13 protein-coding genes are annotated in these 18,869 nt (G+C 63.1%); 12 read left to right on the top strand and 1 reads right to left on the bottom strand.

From position 1 onward, the window contains the following. Positions 1–34: 34 nt before the first annotated feature. The 12 genes from Q0330_RS11455 (at position 35) to Q0330_RS11400 (ending at position 17,970) form a co-directional block, all read left to right on the top strand. Positions 35–961 carry a LysR substrate-binding domain-containing protein gene (locus Q0330_RS11455; protein ID WP_299479014.1) on the top strand — a complete coding sequence of 309 codons (927 nt, stop codon included), beginning with the start codon at positions 35–37 and terminating at the stop codon, positions 959–961. A gap of 116 nt (positions 962–1,077) precedes the next feature. Then, positions 1,078–2,079: a tripartite tricarboxylate transporter substrate binding protein gene (locus Q0330_RS11450; RefSeq protein ID WP_299479011.1), complete on the top strand. Its 1,002-nt coding sequence runs from the start codon at positions 1,078–1,080 to the stop codon at positions 2,077–2,079. Positions 2,080–2,182: 103 nt separating this feature from the next. After that, positions 2,183–2,767, top strand: a complete 585-nt coding sequence (locus tag Q0330_RS11445) for a tripartite tricarboxylate transporter TctB family protein (RefSeq protein ID WP_299479008.1) — start codon at positions 2,183–2,185, stop codon at positions 2,765–2,767. Next, positions 2,767–4,275, top strand: a complete 1,509-nt coding sequence (locus Q0330_RS11440) for a tripartite tricarboxylate transporter permease (RefSeq protein WP_299479005.1) — start codon at positions 2,767–2,769, stop codon at positions 4,273–4,275. The genes Q0330_RS11445 and Q0330_RS11440 overlap by 1 nt, the downstream gene beginning before the upstream one ends. A 3-nt stretch (positions 4,276–4,278) precedes the next feature. Beyond that, entirely contained in the window at positions 4,279–5,310 is a 1,032-nt protein-coding gene (locus Q0330_RS11435) for a Gfo/Idh/MocA family oxidoreductase (protein ID WP_299479002.1), read from the top strand. Beyond that, positions 5,307–6,152, top strand: coding sequence for a shikimate dehydrogenase (locus tag Q0330_RS11430; protein WP_299478999.1), 846 nt, complete (start codon positions 5,307–5,309; stop codon positions 6,150–6,152). The genes Q0330_RS11435 and Q0330_RS11430 overlap by 4 nt, the downstream gene beginning before the upstream one ends. Continuing rightward, positions 6,149–8,038: a sugar phosphate isomerase/epimerase and 4-hydroxyphenylpyruvate domain-containing protein gene (locus Q0330_RS11425; protein ID WP_299478996.1), complete on the top strand. Its 1,890-nt coding sequence runs from the start codon at positions 6,149–6,151 to the stop codon at positions 8,036–8,038. The genes Q0330_RS11430 and Q0330_RS11425 overlap by 4 nt, the downstream gene beginning before the upstream one ends. Positions 8,039–8,260: 222 nt before the next feature. Next, positions 8,261–10,264, top strand: a complete 2,004-nt coding sequence (locus tag Q0330_RS11420; RefSeq protein WP_299478993.1) for an AAA family ATPase — start codon at positions 8,261–8,263, stop codon at positions 10,262–10,264. 49 nt (positions 10,265–10,313) lie between these two features. Further along, the gene (locus tag Q0330_RS11415) at positions 10,314–11,255 is read left to right on the top strand and encodes a WYL domain-containing protein (RefSeq protein WP_299478990.1); all 942 of its coding nucleotides are present in this window, start codon (positions 10,314–10,316) and stop codon (positions 11,253–11,255) included. A 271-nt stretch (positions 11,256–11,526) separates the two neighbouring features. Next, positions 11,527–14,073 (top strand): PD-(D/E)XK nuclease family protein, encoded by a 2,547-nt coding sequence (locus Q0330_RS11410; RefSeq protein ID WP_299478987.1) that lies wholly within the window; start codon positions 11,527–11,529, stop codon positions 14,071–14,073. Positions 14,074–14,075: 2 nt separating this feature from the next. Beyond that, a complete protein-coding gene (locus Q0330_RS11405) occupies positions 14,076–17,276 on the top strand; it encodes a UvrD-helicase domain-containing protein (RefSeq protein WP_299478984.1) in 3,201 nt (1,066 codons plus the stop codon). Positions 17,277–17,424: 148 nt separating this feature from the next. Further along, a complete protein-coding gene (locus Q0330_RS11400; protein ID WP_299478982.1) occupies positions 17,425–17,970 on the top strand; it encodes a metallophosphoesterase in 546 nt (181 codons plus the stop codon). Between the two features lie 400 nt (positions 17,971–18,370). Here Q0330_RS11400 and Q0330_RS11395 read toward each other — a convergent pair whose 3' ends face one another. Next, the gene (locus Q0330_RS11395; protein ID WP_299478980.1) at positions 18,371–18,835 is read right to left on the bottom strand and encodes an Lrp/AsnC family transcriptional regulator; all 465 of its coding nucleotides are present in this window, start codon (positions 18,833–18,835) and stop codon (positions 18,371–18,373) included. Positions 18,836–18,869: the final 34 nt, after the last annotated feature.

The following is an 18,869-nucleotide window of genomic DNA, read 5'->3' as shown; positions in this document are numbered from 1 at the left end:
CAGGTTAACATCCACCCTGGGGAGGAGAGGGAAGATGTCGGAAATCACCCTGCGGCAGGTCGAGGTCATTCGGGCCGTCATGCTGACCGGCACGATCAGCGGCGCGGCCAAGATGCTGCATGTCTCGGCCCCCGGCATCAGCCGGCTGGTGAAGCATACCGAAGAATCGCTCGGCATCCGGCTGTTCGAGCGAAAGGCGGGACTTTTCGTGCCCTCGGTCGAGGCGTCACGGGTCTTCGACCAACTGCGCGAGGTCTATCGCGGTGTCGAGAACCTGCAGACGGCCGTCAATGCGCTGCAGAAGGGCGAGGATGTGCAACTGGCCTTCGCCTCGGCCCCGTCGATCGCCCAGTTCATCGCCGCGCGGGTGATGCGCCGGGTCCGGTACCGCTATGCCGACCTGTTCATGGACCTCAATATCCTCAAGATCGAGGAGACCGTCGATTACCTGCTTCTGGAACGGGGGGAATTCGTGGTCATGAGCTCCGCCGTACAGAACGAGGCCATCGAGAACGAGCGGATCTCTGAAGGGCGGCTGGTCGTCATCATGCCCGAAAATCATCCGCTCGTGAATCGTCCGGCGATTTCGGTCCACGACCTTGCCGATCAACCGATGATCGGCGTCAGCCCCGTCGACCCTTACGGCGCGCTCATGGCAAAGCCCTTTATCGATGCCGGACTTCCGGTTCGCCACGTGATGCGCGGTCGTTTTGCCCAGACGGTTGTCAGCCTGGTCCGTCACGGCCTTGGTGTCGCGATCATCGACGAATTCTCGGTGGCCGAGGTCTATATGCCCGGCCTGGTGCGCCGCCCGCTGGCCGAGGACGCCAGTGTAAGCATCTATATCGCCCGCAAGAAGGGGCGGGTTCTATCCGGATTTGCCGAATACGCGATCCAGCAATTCCGCCGCGAGTTGTCCCGCGCAGTTGCCCAGGGGCCGTCCTTGCGAGAAGAAAAGTAACATTAAGTTAACGATCACGAAAAAACTGTATTTGACGTTATGACCCCCTCCCGCGATCATGCACTGACACACCGCTGTCGGAAACCGGGCGGTCCGTATCGAAAGGGAGGAGACTCATGAAGCGAATGGTATTCGGCGCGCTCGGCGCGCTTGCACTCAGTGTCACGGCAGCCGTGGCGGAATATCCGGAAAAGGAAATCCAAGGCATCATTCAATGGGGTGCCGGCGGCTCGACCGACACGGTCATGCGTTCGGTCACGCCCCATGCCGAAGATGTTCTCGGCGGCAAGGTCGTGCTGCAGAACATCACCGGCGGCGTCGGCGCGATTGCGCTGAACCAGGTCGCGGGTGCCAAGGCAGACGGCTATACCCTGCTGATGGGCGCCGAGAACCCGCTGCTCTACAAGGTTCTGGGCCTCGGCAAGAAGGATTATTCGGACTTCATCCCGATCAACGTCCTGGCCCGCGGCACCGCCATTCTGGTTGCCAGCCCGGATGCGCCCTTCGACGATTACGCGGGGATGATGGAGCATATCAAGGCCAATCCCGGCGCTGTGCGCTTCGGCTCGACCGGCCCCGGCGGTCTGCCGTCGGTCATCACCGCGATGATCGAATCGGTCGAAGGCGGCCTCGATGTCATCAAGGTGCCCTATGACGGCGACGGCCCGGCGCTGACGGCGCTGCAGGGCGGGGCCATCGACGTGATGCCTGCCGTGCTCGGTGCCTCGATCGAGTTCATCCGCGCCGGCAGCATGAAGCCGCTCGCGGTCTTCGATACCGAAGCGAACAAGAACCTGCCCGACGCGCCCACCATCACCAGCTTCAACGCCGGCTATGAGGCGCATCTGCCCTGGGGTCCGTTCTTCGGCGTCTTCGTCCCGAACGGCACGCCCGATGACGTGGTGGCGAAACTGACCGAGGCCTACAAGGTCGGTGCCGAGAATGCCGATTTCATCGAGCTCATGGACGGTCGCGGCTTCACCATGATGAACATCTCGGGCGCCGAGGCGCAGGACTTCCTGACCAATTGGCAGCAGGGCACCGCCTGGCTGCTGCAGGATGCCGGCCTGACCAAGGCCTCGCCCGAGGAATTCGGGATCGCCCGCCCCGCCGAGTGACTGCCGAACCGGCAATGACGGTCGCCTTCCGGTGACCTTCGGCGCCGCACTTCCCTTGCGAAGCGCGGCGCCGTTCCTATCCTGCATGCGTGAGGAGGACGCTATGCCTGCCACCGATCCAGACATCTATATCGATCCCGAACATCACGACGGCACCTCGGATGCCACCCCCGGCGGCGAGCAGACGCAGCGCCGTCCCGGCGAACTCGTCTTCGCGGCGATCATGCTGATCGCCAGCCTTGCGCTTCTATGGAGCGCCTATGGCATCGCTGGCTTCGACGCTTTGTCTTCGCCCGGTGCAATCCCGATGGCGACGACTCTCGCGATGGTCATCACTGCCGGCATCATCCTGTTCAAGACCGCGAAGCTGCCGCTCGATCACAGCGAGACCGTCGTGCGCGACATCCTGCCGCCGGTGGTCCTGGTCTTCGCCGGTCTGCTGATCGCCTATGGCATCCTGCTGCGCCCGCTTGGCTTCCTGCCGACTTCGGCACTGTTCCTGATTGCCGCGATCAAGCTTCTGGCGCGTCGAGGCTGGGGCTGGACCATCGGCGTTTCGCTGGGCAGCCTTATCACCATCTGGCTGATCTTCCGCATCGTCTTCTCTGTCCTGATGCCCTCGGGCGTCGTTCCCGAGGCAGAGTTCATCCAGTTCTTCCGCAACATGATCAATGGAGGTGCCGGGTGATGCAGGCATTCCTGGACATAATGACGATCTTCACCCAGCCGCAGCTGCTGCTGCTGGTGGGGCTGGGGACATTCGCCGGCGTCTATGTCGGCGCGATCCCGGGCCTTTCGGTCACCATGGCGGTGTCGATCCTGATTTCCTTCACCTTCTCCTGGGATGTCTATCCGGCGCTGTCGCTGATGATCGGCATCTATATGGGCGGCGTCTATGGCGGCTCGCGGACCGCGATCCTGTTGAACATTCCCGGCGCGCCCTCGGCCATCGCCACCGCGCTTGACGGCTATCCTCTGGCACAGCGCGGCGAGGCTGGAACGGCCATCGGGGTGACGACGGTGATGTCATTCATCGGCGGCTTCATCGGCATTGGCGTTCTGGCGCTCGCCGCGCCCTTCGTGTCGGATTTCGCGCTGACCTTCCAGCCTCGCGACTATATGCTGCTGGCGGTTCTGGGCATCCTGCTGGTCGGCTCGCTGAGCCAGGGAAGCCTGGTGAAGGGCATCTTCGCCGGTGCGCTCGGCATCGCCATCGGTGCGGTCGGCCGCGACCCGCTGACCTTCGACGAGCGTTTTACCTTCGGCCTGCCGATCATGGAGAACGGCATCTCCTTCATCGCGGTGATGATCGGCATGTTCGGCGTGTCCGAGGCGCTTTTGCAGCTTCACCATGTCAACAAGGATGCCGTGCGCCAGAAGATCGACAAGATCGTGCCATCCTTCGCGACCGTGAAGAAGCACCTGCCGCTCAGCCTGCAGACATCGTCCATCGGGGTTTTGATCGGCGCGCTTCCGGGCACCGGCGGCGATATCGCGGCGCTGATGGCCTATGACCATGCCAAGCGCGTGACCAAGAACCCCGAACGTCCCTTCGGGACCGGTGCGATCGAGGGGCTGGTGGCCCCGGAAACCGCGAACAATGCCGCCGTGGGTGGCGCCTTCATCCCGATGATGACGCTGGGGATCCCCGGCGATGCGGTGACCGCGATCATGATCGGTGCGCTGTTCATCCACGGGCTGAACCCCGGCCCGATGCTGATGATCGAGCAGCCGCACATGTTCTGGTTCATCGTCGGCGCATTGATCACGGCGAACTTCTTCATGCTGATCTTCGGCCTGACCGGGATCCGGCTGTTCACCAAGATCGTCGAAATGCCGCGCAGCGTGCTGATCCCGCTGATCATGCTCCTGTCCATCGTCGGCGCCTATGCGGTGAACAACGCGATCACGGATGTCTACTGGATGCTTGGCTTCGGCCTGTTCGGGTATTTCATGCGCCATTACGGCTATCCATTGGGACCGGTCATCCTGGGTGTGATCCTGTCGCGCCTGCTGGACGACAACTGGCGCCGGGCGATCATCTCGGAACGAGAGGATCTTGGCCTGTTCTTCCAGGGTATCCTGACCAGCCCCTTGTCTCTGGTCCTGTTCATCGCGGTGATCCTGATCTTCGTCTCGCAGACGCCGATCTGGCACAAGGGCAAGGCCCGGCTTCTGGGCGGAAAGGCGGCCTGAGCCATGAAGCGCGTCTCCATTGCCATCGTCGGTGCCGGTCTGATCGGCAGGAAACATGCGGTGGCGCTGGCGCAAAGCAAGGGCGCGCGGCTGGCGGCCATCGTCGATCCCGATCCGGGTGCCGATGCCGTCGCCGCCGCTCATGGCGTCGCCCGCCATGCCACGCTCGACGAATTGCCGGCTGGCATCGAGGGCGTGGTGCTGGCGACGCCGACCGGGATGCATGTCTCGCAGGCGCTTGCCTGTATCGAGCGTGGCCTTCCGGTGCTGGTGGAAAAGCCGGTCGCGGCGACATCGGCCGAGGCTTCGATTCTGGTCGAAGCGGCCCGGGCCTCGGGCGTTCCGGTGCTGATCGGACATCACCGCCGCCACAACCCGCGCATCGCCGCCGCAAAGGCGGCGATCGAGGCCGGCGCACTCGGGCGGATCGTGACCGCCCATGTTTCGGTCCTGCTCTGCAAGCCCGACGACTATTTCCGGCCCGATTGGCGGCGACAGCCGGGGGCCGGGCCGATCCTGACCAATCTCGTCCATGAGATCGACACCCTGCGCAACCTGCTGGGCGAGGTCACGGATGTCAGCGCCTTCGTCTCGAACGCGATCCGCGGTCATGCGGTCGAGGACAGCGCCGCCGCGATCCTGCGCCTTGCCTCGGGTGCTTTGGCGACGCTGGCGGTTTCGGATGCGACGGCCGCGCCATGGAGCTGGGAACTGACCGCCGGGGAAAACCCGGACTATCCGGAAACCGGGCAGTCCTGCCTGACCATCTCTGGCACCGATGCGTCGCTGGAACTGCCGGGCCTGCGCCTCTGGCGACCGGACGGACCGCGAAGCTGGCTGACGCCGATGCGCGCGACCGCCCTGCCGGTCGAGGATTCCGACCCGCTGGTTCTTCAGGCCGATCACTTCGCCGCCGTCATCCGCGGCGATTGCCCGCCCATCGTGGATGCGGCCGATGCGGCAAGGACGCTCGCCGTGGTCGAGGCGGTCGGGCGGGAATTCAACGCCACGCAAACTGAAAGGGTCGAGCAATGACCGAGACACTGTATCTGGGACTGATCGGCGACAATATCCTGCGGTCGCGCTCGCCGCTGCTGCATCGGCTCGCGGGGGTGCAGAACGGGATCGAGGTCACCTATGACCGGCTGATTCCGAAGGAACTGGGCCAGGATTTCGATACCGTCTTCGCCTCGGCTGCCGCGCGCGGCTTTCGCGGGGTGAATGTCACCTATCCCTATAAGGAGCGGGTGGCGCGAATGGTCACCATCGACGACCCGCTGGTTCGCGCCATCGGGGCGGTCAATACGGTGCTGTTCGAAGCGGACGGCCCGAAGGGATGCAATACCGATTACTCGGGCTTTGTCGCCGCCTATCGCCATGCCCGCCCCGATATTGCCCCCGGCATTGCCTGCCTGATCGGCACCGGCGGCGTGGGCCGCGCGCTTGCCTTCGGGCTGGTCACGCTCGGTGCCAGCGAGATTCGGCTGGCCGACCGGGATCTGGCCAAGGCCGAGGCCCTTGCCGCCGATCTGCGCGCCCTGCCTGGCGCCCCACCGATCACCGTGGAAGCGGACGCCGCCCGGGCAGCACATGGCGCGGCCGGGCTTCTGAACGGCACCCCGGTCGGCATGGTCGGCCATGAGGGCACGCCGCTGCCCGCCGGATCCATGACCGGCGCGAGCTGGGCCTTCGATGCCGTCTATACGCCGGTCGATACGCAGTTCCTGCGCGATGCCGAAGCGCAGGGGTTGAACTGCATTTCAGGCTATGAGCTGTTTTTCCATCAGGGCCTCGATGCCTGGGCGCTGTTCGCGGGCCTGCCGTTGGACCCGGCCCGGCTGCGCGCCGATCTTCTGACGCAGGATGAAGCGGCATGAAAACCTCTATCGCCACGGTCTCGATTTCCGGCAATCTCCGCGAAAAGCTGGCCGCCATCGCCCGGGCCGGCTTCGACGGGATCGAGATCTTCGAACAGGATTTCATTGCCGATGCCGGCTCCCCGCGCGAGATCGGCGACATGATCCGCGATCACGGGCTGGAGATCACGCTTTTCCAGCCGTTCCGGGACTTCGAGGGGCTTCCGGGCGACTTGCGCGCCAAGGCTTTCGAGCGCGCGCGCCGCAAGTTCGACACCATGGCAGAGCTTGGCACCGACCTGATGCTGATCTGTTCCTCGCTTCACCCGGCGGCGCTTGGCGGGATAGACCGCGCCGCCGACGACTTCGCCGAACTTGGCGAGATCGCCGCCACGCAAGGGATGCGCGTCGGATACGAGGCGCTCGCCTGGGGTCGCCATGTCAACGACCATCGCGACGCCTGGGAAATCGTCCGGCGCGCCGATCACCCGAATATCGGGCTGATCCTGGACAGTTTTCACACATTGGCGCGCAAGATCGACCCCGACACCATCCGCCGCATCCCGAGCGACAGGATATTCTTCGTGCAACTGGCCGACGCCCCGCTGATCGACATGGATCTGTTGTACTGGTCGCGGCATTTCCGCTCCATGCCGGGTGAGGGAGATCTCGCCGTCACCGATTTCATGCGCGCCGTTGCGGCCACCGGCTATGACGGGCCCGTCAGCCTGGAGATCTTCAACGACCAGTTCCGGGGTGGCCGCCCCGATGGCCTGGCCCGCGACGGTTACCGGTCGCTTGTCGCGCTCATGGACGATGTCCGCCGCAGCGAACCCGGCATCCGGATCGAGGTGCCCGACATTCCGGCGCGGGTCGATGTCGACGGATTTGCCTTCATCGAATTCGCCACCCGCGACGAGGAAGCCGCAGCCCTGACGGCGCTGCTTCGCAGCATGGGCTTCATTCATGTCGGCAACCATGTCTCGAAACAGGTCGCGCTGTGGCAGCAGGGCGATATCCGGATCGTGGTCAATACCGAGACAACCGGTTTCGCGAATTCGGCCTATACGATGCATGGAACCAATATCTGCGATGTCGGACTGTCCGTCGCCAGTGCCGCCGACACCGAACAGCGGGCCGTCGCACTTGCCGCCGCGCCCTTCAGCCAGGCCGTCGGCCCGGGAGAGATGGAGATCCCGGCCATTCGTTCGGTCGGCGGCAGTGTCATGCATTTCATCGACGAGGCCAGCGGTCTTGCGAATGTCTGGTCGGTCGAGTTCCAGCCAACCGGGCAAAGCGCGCAAGCGGATGCCGGCCTGTACAGGATCGACCATATCGCCGAAACGATGAACTACGATGAGATGCTCAGCTGGTCGCTGTTCTATAGCTCGATCTTCAACATGCGGCGCGCGGTCATGGTCGATGTCATCGACCCCGACGGGCTGGTGCGCAGCCAGGCGATCAAGTCACCCGATGGCGCGACACGGATCACGCTGAATGGCGCCGAAACGCATCGAACGCTTGCCGGCAGGTTTCTGGCCGACAGCTTCGGCGGTGCGGTCCAGCATGTCGCCTTCGCCACCGGCGACATCTTCGCGACCGCGCGCCGGATGTCCGGGATGGGCTTTCAGCCGCTGCCGATGACCGGCAATTACTATGCCGATCTGCAGGCCAGGTTCAGCCTGGATGCAGATCAGGTCGAGACGATGAAATCGCTCAATATCCTCTATGACGAGGACAGCGACGGCTGCTTCTTCCAATATTACAGCAGGCCTCTGGCCGGCGGGCTGTTCTTCGAGATCGTGCAACGGGTCGACGGCTACGATGGCTATGGCGGTCCGAACGCACCGTTCCGAATTGCCGCCCAGAAGCGCGTCCTGAACCCGAAAGGCATGCCGAGACGGTGACCGCCGAGCAAACCAGACCGCGCGCCACCCCCGATCAGATCCAGCGTTACTGCCTGATCGGCTGATGGCCGCCTCCCTTTGTGGATCGTTGCGGACCCTCCGAGGCACAAAGATGCCGCCGGGGGGGGCGGTTATGGCATCAATTCCGATCCAAGGCCGAAACCATCTGTCCAGATCTGACGTATTGGCCTGGTATCTCTGTTGAAACAACGGAGATGGACAATGATGCACGAACAACACCTCGCCCTTGATCTGATCGCCCGACTGGCTGACCGTTTCGGTCCGGCAAGCCGCATAGCCAAAGAGCTGCCCAGCTGGTTGGAATACCTAACCGACATTGAATGCCCAGAGCGGCCCCGTAGCCGGCCTAGCGCCCACTGGTGGGAAAAGGTCCGGTCCATCGCTCATGACCTGGTTCCCTCAGCAGGGGGAGGAGAGGCAGAAACCGTTCAGCGCAACGCAGCCCTCTTTGGCGATCATTTCGGGTTGTCCCGGGTCGAGACATCCGCCCTAGCCTTCGTTGCCCTCTACAAGTTGTTCGACGGGTTCGAACATGTTGTCGATGGCGCGCTTGAAACAGGGGAGGTCACGGTGCCGCTGCTGTTGTCGTGGTTCTGCGCGGCACCTGAACATGAAATCCGGGCTGCGATGCGCGCCTCGGGCAGGCTGACAAACTCGGGATTGGTGCAGCGCAATCACGGTCGGCTTCGCAGCCGGATGCCGTTCGATCTGTCTGATCGCCTGACCCTCGCGCTTCTGGCCGAAGTCGACAGCATTGTGGACCTGATCGCGCTGATGTTCCCGCGCGCCGCTGCGCCGGAGGCTGAATGGCGGGATTTCGAAGCTTTGGGTCGTGACGCGGATCTGATGCGTGACCTGCTGTCGCACGCGCTCGCCAAGCGTCGGCCAGGCATGCACATTCTGCTCTACGGACCTCCCGGCACAGGCAAGACTGAATTCGCCAAGGTGCTCGCGCGAGAGGTCGGTGCTGAACTGCGCGCGGTGGGGGAAACTGACGATGAGGGCGGGGAGCCGTCGCGCCAAGAGCGGTTGGCCGAACTGACCATGGCGTCTCGAATGCTGGGGCAAAGATCGGACACCGTGCTGCTGTTCGACGAGATGGAAGACCTGTTTGCTGCGGGGAACTTCTTCCTCAGCCGCCCGACCCCGTCGAAGGTCCATTTCAACCGAATCCTCGAAACGAACCCGATCCCGGTGATCTGGACCACGAACTCGGTCAAGGCCTGTGATCCCGCTTTCCTGCGGCGGATCAGCTATTCGGTCCTGATGCGTCCACCATCGGGCCGGGTCCGGGCGCGCATCTGGCGACGGCTTGAGGAACGACATGGTGTCGGCATACCGGATGCCGCCCTTCCGGAAATGGCGGAACGGCACGATCAGGCACCGGCGCTTGTGTCGGATGCAATGGAGGTGGCAAGGCTTTGCAATGGTGGGGAAGCGGTTGTCTCGCAGGTGCTTGATGCCGCTGCCCGTCTGGCAAAGGGCGGCGCCGATAGTGCGCCGCGGCATTATTCGGAAGTGCCCTGGCAACAGGGTCTGGCCCGCGCAGATGCAGATCTGGGCCGGATCGAGACGCGGCTGGCGGCCCGCGATGCATCCCGCAGGGTTAGTTTCTGTCTGGAAGGACCGGCGGGGACCGGCAAAAGCGCATGGGCAAGGCACCTGGCCAGGGTCATCGGTATGCCAGTGATCGAAAAGCGCGCCTCGGACCTGATCTCGAAATGGGTTGGCGAAAGCGAGCAGAACATCGCGCAGGCCTTTTCTGACGCACGCGCCGACGGTGCCATGCTCATCTTCGACGAGGCAGACAGTCTGCTGGCTGACCGTCGCGGCGCTGAACGCAGCTGGGAGGTGAGCCAGGTCAATGAAATGCTCACCTGGATGGAAAGCCACCCGCTGCCCTTCGTCTGCACAACCAACTTCGTTGAAAAGCTCGACCCTGCAACACAGCGCCGGTTCACCTTCCGCATCCGGTTCGATTTTCTTTCAATCGACCAGCTTCCGCTGGCTTGGGCTGCGCATTTTTCATGCTCGCCTCCAGCCGGGTTGTCTGCACTTACCGGGCTTACTCCCGGGGATTTCGCGAATGTGGCCCGCAAGGTGCAGGCACTGGGCGATTCAGACCCGGAGGAAATCCTGCGCGCGCTGATCTGTGAAGATGCGGCAAAGACCGGGACAGCGCGACCGATCGGCTTTGGGCGTTGACGCCAAAGTCATGCGCCGCAATGCTTGCTCGGCATTGTCAGGAGAACCCATGCGCTACGCTCGCCAGGAAGATCTGCAAAGGCTGGCCCTGAAAATGCAGGGATCGGCCGAGGGTGTTTCACTGTCCGATATAGAACGCGAATTCGGCGTTTCCCGTCGGACAGCAGAACGGATGCGTGATGCCCTGCGCAACGCATACCCTCAAATCGAGGAACTTTCTGGCGAAAGTGGCCGAAAATACTGGCGTTTCCCGCCGGGATCATTGGGTCGCATGGCCGAGCCGACGCTTGATGAGTTGACCGCCGGGCACCGCGCCGCCGCCATTGCCCGGCGCGAGGGCGATGAGTTGACGGCAGAAGTGCTGGAGCGTCTTTTGGGAAAGGTGCAGGCAATGTTCCGCGAAGACCGCCGCAGGATAATTGCTGCTGACCTGGAAGCCCAGCTGATGGCTGACGGCGTGGCGTTTCGACCAGGACCGCGTGAAGACATTTCCCCTGAGGTCTTGTCTGAGCTTCGTGAGGCAATCCTTGCCGGGGTCATGATCTCGGCTGACCATCGCGCGCGCGCCACGGCAAAACTCTCGCGCAATACCCGACTCGGCCCAATTGCCCTGCTCTTTGGCCAGGGGCGCCAGTACCTATTGGCGTGGAGCGAGTATCAGGACGATCTGCGTCTGTTTGCGCTCGCCGGTTTCGAACGGGTTTCATTGGAGTCAGATGTCTATGAGCGCCCCGAATGGTTCGATCTGCAGGAGTGGCTATCCGAGAGCTTCGGCGTCTGGCGCGAGGAACCGCTGGATGTCGTATGGCACTTTCTGCCGGAAGTGGCCGATGAAGCGGCGGGATATGTGTTCCATCCGAAACAGCAGACCGAGCGCATGGAAGACGGATCGCTGGTGGTCCGTTTCCGTGCTGGCGGGCGGCAGGAGATGGAATGGTATTTGGCGAGATGGGGCGATCAGGTTGAAGCGCAATTCCTGGAGGTTTCTTGAAGCTCTGCCCCTGATACGACCGAAATTGACGTAATCAGGCGATATTGTGAATTCGAACCGACAAGGAAAGAACATCGCTTGCTTCGTGACCGTGCTTCTCACCCGCGCCGCATCGACAGCTTGGCTGTTGGCAACGGCTCGACGCAGGATCAAAAATCCGAGGCTGGATGTCCTTTGCATGCCCACAGGAACCCGAGACTGATTATATAATCCATTGATTTAAAACAATATCAAAACACACCACCAAATTCATGCAGAGAGCCGAAAGCCCATGTTCTATCCGTTTCTCGTGGCCGATCCCCGGTCCGGCTTGCATTATCGACTGACTGATACCGGCCTCGCAGAACTGTCGCTTGCCCCCAAAGCCCCTGATTGGGCACCGGGGCGAGCGATTGCGGAGAACCCCCATCCGGTCTGGCGGGAGAGCCTGGTCAATGCGCCGGTCGAGACGATCTCTGCCGTCAGCGCGGCCTTGGAAGGTCTGGTCCTGGCCACAGCCGATCTGCGCGTGCCCTCGGCGGACGCGATGGGTGCCAGCCGGGCAGGGCGACATCTGGATGCTCTGACGGCGCTTTGGCGAAAACTGGGAGAGGCCTTGCCCGAGGGACTGGCCCCGGTGCGGCATGTGCTTGAACTGCCGCATGGGCGGTTCCTTGAGCAGGCGCCAGTGGTCGAGGGGTCACTCGATCCACATGCGCCAGCCGCGATGAAGGCACTTTACGCGCGGCTGCAGCAGGAATTCGGGGCGGTGGCCGCACCCGCGAAGAAGCGCGCGGCGGCGGAAGGCTCAAGGCTTCACGCCTTGCAGGTTGGGGTGGTCGAGGCCGGGATCGAGGCCGCGCCAAAGGATGACAGCCTCGCCTTTTATGGTTTGCGCGATTTGGCCGCCTGCGCCGATTTTGCGGCGGCCCAAGCGCGCGCATTGATCGAAAGCGGTATCCCGGCGCGAGAGATTGCCGTGCTGACCGCTGGTGATACGCGCCAGATCGCACGGGCCTTTGCCGATCAAGGCGTGCCGATTTCAGGTCTTCCCGGCAGCCTGCCAGAGCGTGACATCATTGGTGAAACGGCACTTCAACTGGCACTGGCCAAGCGCACCCCCACGCCCGCGATGGTCCTTGCCAGTCTGGCCTTGTCCCCGCTGATGCCATGGGCCGCGCAGACAGGGCGCGATCTTGCCGAAAGCCTGATCGGAGGTGACTTTCGCGGTGATATCCTGTCATCCACCCCCGCGCACATGGACCTCTGGACGGATATTCGGGCATCGGCCGGCAGCCTCGCCCAATTGCGGTTCCTGATCGACCGTATCTGCGGGCGCATTTCGCAGGGGAACGAAGTCCGTGCGCGGCTGTCTATCCCACCCGGCGACGTCAGCCCGGACTGGGAAGGGATATTGCGCGGTATCCAGATCTCGTCGCCGCCGCAAGCCGGTGCAGACCACAACCTTGAAGGCGTCAGCCTGTGGGCTGCGCACGAAACTCCGTGGCGGCATTGCCGACATCTGATCGTCACGGATTTCTCGGACGGTCTCTATCCGACCCGGTCCCGCGCCAACCCACTGTTTCTGGACAGCGAAATCACCGCGATCCGAACCACCACCGGGCTTCAGCTTCGCGGGCGGGCAGAGAGCCTGGCCGAAAGTCTCTTTCTCTTCGATCGGCAGCTTCAGGCGGTGTCAGACTCCGTGACCTTTCTGATTCCGTGGCGAGATCTGTCGGGCGCGCGGCAGCAGCCTTCAGCGGGGCTGTCACTGGTCGCACGCGCAATATCGGATGTGGAGGAGGCTCAGGATCTGATCCTCGACCTGTCGCGCCTGCCGCCCGAGGACTGGCCTGTGGCCCATCACCGCCTGCCGCCCTTGCCGGAGCCTGACGAACTCCCCGAGGCGCTCTTGTTCCCGGGCCTCGACCTCCTGGCGCTCCGTCGCAAGGATGATGGGACAAGCAAGCCGCAGTCACCCTCTCGGCTGGAAACACTTCTGGTCAGCCCGCTGGCCTGGCTTCTGGATGAGATTGGCGCGGGCGACATGTCCTGGTCCGCCGAGGAGCTCGACGTGATGGCCAAAGGCAACATCGCCCATGACGTGTTCGAACATGTGTTCCTCAAGGATCAGCCCGTGCCGGATCTTGCAGCACTGACCGACGCGGTGGACCAGGCCTATGATCTTGCGCTGACCCGTCACGCGGGGTTCCTGCGCAGCGCATCATGGGAAATGGAACGCAACGGCCTGAAACGAGAGATCCAGCAGGCCGCGCTGCGCTGGCGCGAACATCTGCTGGCGCTTGGCGCGAAGATCATCGGTAACGAGATCTGGCTGGCGGGTGAAGCGCATGGCATCAGCCTGCATGGCAAGGCCGATGCAATCCTTGAGTTGCCTGACGGCGCGCTGCTTGTCGTCGATCACAAGAAAAGCGGCACATCGGCCCGGCGCAGGCGAATGGAGGCCGGCTGGGATCTGCAAGCGGGGCTCTATCGTGACTTGCTCGCGTGTCCTGTTCGGCGCGACGGCGACGGGATGGTCCCACTGACTGGTCGCGAGATCGGCATCGCCTATCACCTGATGAATGACGGTGGGCTTTTGACATCCGGCCTTGCGCCCGCAGAAGGCTCGCCCGCCCAGGACATGGGAGACGCCGTCAACGAAGCGGCTGTTGAGATGCTTGCTGAACGGCTGGAGCAGCTTGGCGCCGGGCAGGTGGTGCTGAATACCTCGGCTGACGAGGGGTTCTTCAAGAAAGAGGCCGGGTTCACACCCTATGCGCTGACCGATGGCTCGACCCTGGTTACCGCATTCATCCGCCAGATCGAGGAGGAATGACTATGGACGGCGCAGATTCAGACCTTGGATTGGTCATCGTCCCCGCAGGCGCGGGCGCAGGAAAAACCCATCGTATCAAGACCCAGCTTTCCGACTGGGTGAAGCGTGGCGTGGTGCGGCCTGAGCGTATTCTTGCGGTGACCTTTACCGAAGCCGCCGCAGGCGAATTGCGCGAACGCATCCGGGCGGGGCTTCTGGCGGATGGGCTGGTCGCCGAGGCCATGGCGGTTGAAAGGGCCTATGTCTCAACGATTCATGGGTTGGGCCTGCGGCTGTTGACGGAACATGCGCTGGCAGCGGGCGCGTCACTGCAACCGCGCCACCTTGGCGATCCCGAGCGCGACCTTCTGATCCGGCAGGCGCTGGCCCATGCCAAATCGCTTGACCCGATCAAGGCAGAGCCCGAGCGGTTCGGCTATCAGCCCAATTGGCAGAAAGGCGAAACGGTCGAGGATTCGCTGCGAGGTCGGGTTCTTTCGATGATCGACCTGTTGCGGGGGCTGGGCGACAAGGGCCTCGACCCGGGCCTGATCGCGCCCGCGTTGAAGCGGCTCGATACGATCTATGGCAAGGTAATCAAGGATCCCGCGGCCGCCCGTAAAAGGTTGGCGAAGGCGGTTTCCGCCATGCTTGCAGCCTTTCCAGAGGGCGGCATGGCCACCGTCACGGCCAAGGGCCCCAGCGAGACGCTGGAAAACAATCTGGCCCTGTTTCGTCGTGTCGAACGTGACCCGACCCTGCTGGACCGGGACTGGGGCCTCTGGCAATCCCTGCGCAGCCTCTTCACTTCGAACCGCAATTCGCAGACGCCACCTCGCTACGATAAGCTTGCCGGTGCGATCATGAAGGCGGCGGACGTTCTGCCCGCACATCCCGGCCCCTTGGCCGATGCAAAGCTGCATTTTCGGTGCATGATCGCCTGTGCGCAGGAGGTGATGGAGGCTTACGAGACGCGCAAGAAGGCGCTTGGTCTGATTGACTTCGCCGACATGATTGCAGGCGCCGAACGGCTGTTGCGCACCGATCCGGCGGTGCGACAGGCCGTGCTGGATGAGATTGACTGCGTCATCATCGACGAATTTCAGGACACCAACCCGGTGCAGTTCGCGCTTCTCTGGCAGTTGGGTGCCCGCGCGCCGCGCACCCTGCTGGTGGGGGATGTCAAACAGTCGATCATGGGGTTTCAGGGCGCTGATCCGCGCCTGTCGCAGGCATTGGCGGCGGCCAACCCCGATGCGACGCAGCCGCTTGACCGCAACTGGCGATCAACACCGGCGGTGATGGAGTTCGTAAATGCCATGGGTGCAGGGCTGTTTGGCGCAGGCTACAACGCGCTGGCCCCGACCCGTGATCCTGTGTCCGGCCCGGCGTTGGAGGTCCTGAACACCGTCCGAAGCCGCGGGGTAAGAAAGTATTCCAAGCCGCACGAGCATATTGCCGAGCGCATCGCCCAGATCCTGGAGGCGGAGGACAAGATCACCGACCGGCAAAGCAAGGCCGAGAGGAGCGTGCGTCCCTCTGACATCGCCCTTCTGGTCTGCACGCACGCGGCAGCCGCACGCTATGCCGAGGAATTGCGCGCGCGCGGCGTGCCTGTTCGCATTGCCGAGGATGGTTGGGCAGCCAGTCCGGTTGTTCAGGCGGCGCGCGCGGCGCTCAGCTATGCCGCGAACCCCGCCGATACGAATGCCGCGCTTGTGCTGCGCACCCTCGGCCCCGATCCGCTCAGCCTGCAAGCCGCAATGCAGGCGCAGATTCAGGGGCGGTTTGCGGATGATCCAATGCTGATGCAACTGGCGGCCCTGTCGGACAGCCTTGCACGCTTGCCGATGTCCAATGCACTGGATCTGGTGCTCAATGCCTCTGGTCTGCGTCTATGGGCCGACCGTCAGCCTGACGCGGCACAGGCGCGGGCAGACCTCTTGCGACTTGAAGCAGAAGCTGCCGACTTCGAATCCGCGCACCGCGACCTCAAGGCCGCCGCCGGGTTTCATGGCGAAAGCGCCAAGGTGTTTCTGGGCTGGCTGGATGCCCGCGCGGGCGAGCGCGATTTCGACCGTCGTCCCGACCCCGCCGCCAACAGCGCCGAGGCGGTCGAGATCGTCACATGGCATGCCAGCAAGGGGCGTGAATGGCCGATCACCGTGGTCGCGGAATTCGACCATAAGATCGAAGAATGGCCGGGAACCACTGCGACCCGGTTCACAGCGCTTGACAAGATCGACGATATGGACGCCGTTCTGGCCTCGGCCGCACTGATCCACACGCCGCGATTTGCCGCCCCGGAGCCCGAGCGGCGGTTCATCGAGGATCGGCGCGCGGATTTCGAGGCAAATGCGAAGAACCTTCTTTACGTCGCCCTGACCCGGGCCCGCGACAAACTGGTGCTGGAGTGGCCTGGCTTCGTGAAAAAGCGTGACGAGGAAGCCCCGGAAGCCGAGTGCCTGTTCCATGTCTTTACAGATGCCTGCGCGCCCAAGATCGATGTTAATAAGCTGAGCATCGGCGAGACTGATTGCCCGGCCACCATCCGGCAGTTGCCCGACCTTGCCGGCTTCACCGAGTATCTGGAGGGTGAGATCACGGATACGCCACGGCTCGGCAGCGCCACCCCCTTGCCTGCCGTGGACTTGACGCCCTGGCGGTTGCAACCATCGCAATCCACTACGGGCCGGTCTGCACCAGATAGCCGGGGTATCACCTTGGGTACTCCATGGCCCCGCTCGGTCAGCGATGCGGCCCGAGGCACGGCGCTGCACCTTGCCTTGCGGACGTGCCTGACCCGGCCCGACATGATCACAGCCTTGCCTGCGGCAACCGGACTGGACGACGCAACCCTGGACCTGGTGGCAGAGAGGGCGGCGGCGCTGAGGGCCTGGCTGTCGGCCGAAGGCTACACCGATCTGCTCTGTGAAATCCCTCTGCTGGGGCACACTTCAGGGGGTGCTGAAATTCCCGGCATGATCGACCTTCTGGCAGTTGGGCCGAAGGGATGCCTGCTGATCGACCACAAGACCGGCGGTGCGGGCGAGGGTTTTGGCACCTACTGGCCGCAGCTTTCTGCCTATGCCGGCCTGGTCCGGGTCGCGTTCCCGTCATACGAGCTGAATGGCGTGGCATTGCTTTGGGTCGATCATGGGCGGCTCGATTTTCTGGACCTGACCTCTGCCCGCGCCCGGGCATGTCAGGCAGATGTGCTGTAAAGCCCTTGCGCCCTTGAACGACATCGCCACACACCTCTCCCACCTTGGCGCTTCGCCCAGACAATCGCGGTTCAATTTCCGGCATCGGAACGGTCTGCGACAGAACCGCCCATGACTATACCCGCGACCTCACCTGACAGGAGTTCACATGACCCATTGGTATAGCGCTGACCTGCATCTTTCCGATGATGGCATCCGGCGCTTCTTTGATCGCCCGTTCGGCGATGTTGCTGCGATGAACCATGCTGTCATTGAAAGGCTGGCGGCCCGGCTCGGCCCCGATGACGACCTCTGGATCCTGGGCGACGTTGCCGATGCCGCGCAGGGCGGCGCGGCCATTGCGTCAGAGCTTCTGACAGGATTGCCGGGACGCAAGCACCTCATTCGCGGCAATCATGACGATGCGCAGATCGAAGCCTTGCCCTGGACCAGCATTCATGACCTCACCGAGGTGCAGGACGGGCCGGAGCGTTTCGTCCTTTGTCATTACCCATTGCTGAGTTGGAACGGGGCGAGGCAGGGGGCCATTCAGCTCTTCGGCCATGTTCATGACCGCTGGGCTGGCTCGGACCGTCAGGTCAATGTCGGGGTCGATCTGTGGGACTTCGCGCCCGTCCGAGCCGCCGATATCGTCATCAGGGCGGCAACTCTGCCACCGCTGGAATTTGCCGACCGGATCGAAGAAGGCGGGTGAGCCACCGATTGTCATGTTCTCTGGGTCGGACATCGTCAGGCGGCGTGCTGTGCGATCTTCTCCAGGGTGATGACGGCAGACTGCCCTTACGGACCGACTCGTCACCGAGAAGCTACAGGGGGAGGCCGGGATTCAATCATTCTGCGGGTGGAGTATCTGTTTCTGATGATAGCTCTCTCGCCAAGATCAAAGATAGCCTCTGCCTTCCGCCAAAGCCCCGCGCTGCCGGATAACTACGCTGTTTCATCATCGGCAATGGGTTCGATACCCAACATGGTATCCGCTCGCGCCATACTGATTCTGCCGGATCACCTTGGCACACCAATGCCATCAGGGGCGGTCGCATCATGTGCGGGTCGGGCGGCGTTTCCTGCGCCGCGCAGAACCGGAAAAACGCCCATCAGCTCAGCGGGATCGGACGCTGTTCCTCGATGGCTTCCATGGCGAAATAGGAGGTGACGGTCTCCAGCTCGATATCGGCGATGAGGCGCTTGTAGACATCGTCATAGCTGGCCATGTCGCGGGTGACGATCTTCAGCAGATAGTCGTATTCGCCGCCAATGCGGAAGAAGTCGATCACCTCGGGGATGGCAGAGACATGGTGACGGAACTGGCGCAGCCAGTCAGCCGAATGGTGCCGGGTCTTGATCAGCGAAAACACCACGAAGCCGCCGAACAGCTTGTCGCGATCCAGCACCACGGTGCGGTTGCGGATCACGCCCGACGCCTCCAGCGCCTTCAGTCGCCGCCAGCAGGCGTTCTGAGAGAGCCCCACCTCATCTGCCAGCGCCCGCTGCGACTGCGCGGAATCGCGCTGCAACGCCTCCAGAATGCGGAAATCGAAATAATCGAATTTATGGTCCATAGAGCGATCATATGACCCAATAATGCGGATCATG

The sequence above is a fragment of the uncultured Paracoccus sp. genome, from assembly GCF_937873615.1.
Taxonomy (GTDB): domain Bacteria; phylum Pseudomonadota; class Alphaproteobacteria; order Rhodobacterales; family Rhodobacteraceae; genus Paracoccus.
The sequence above is the reverse complement of the archived record's forward strand: the minus strand, read 5'-3'. Positions and strand labels throughout refer to the sequence as shown.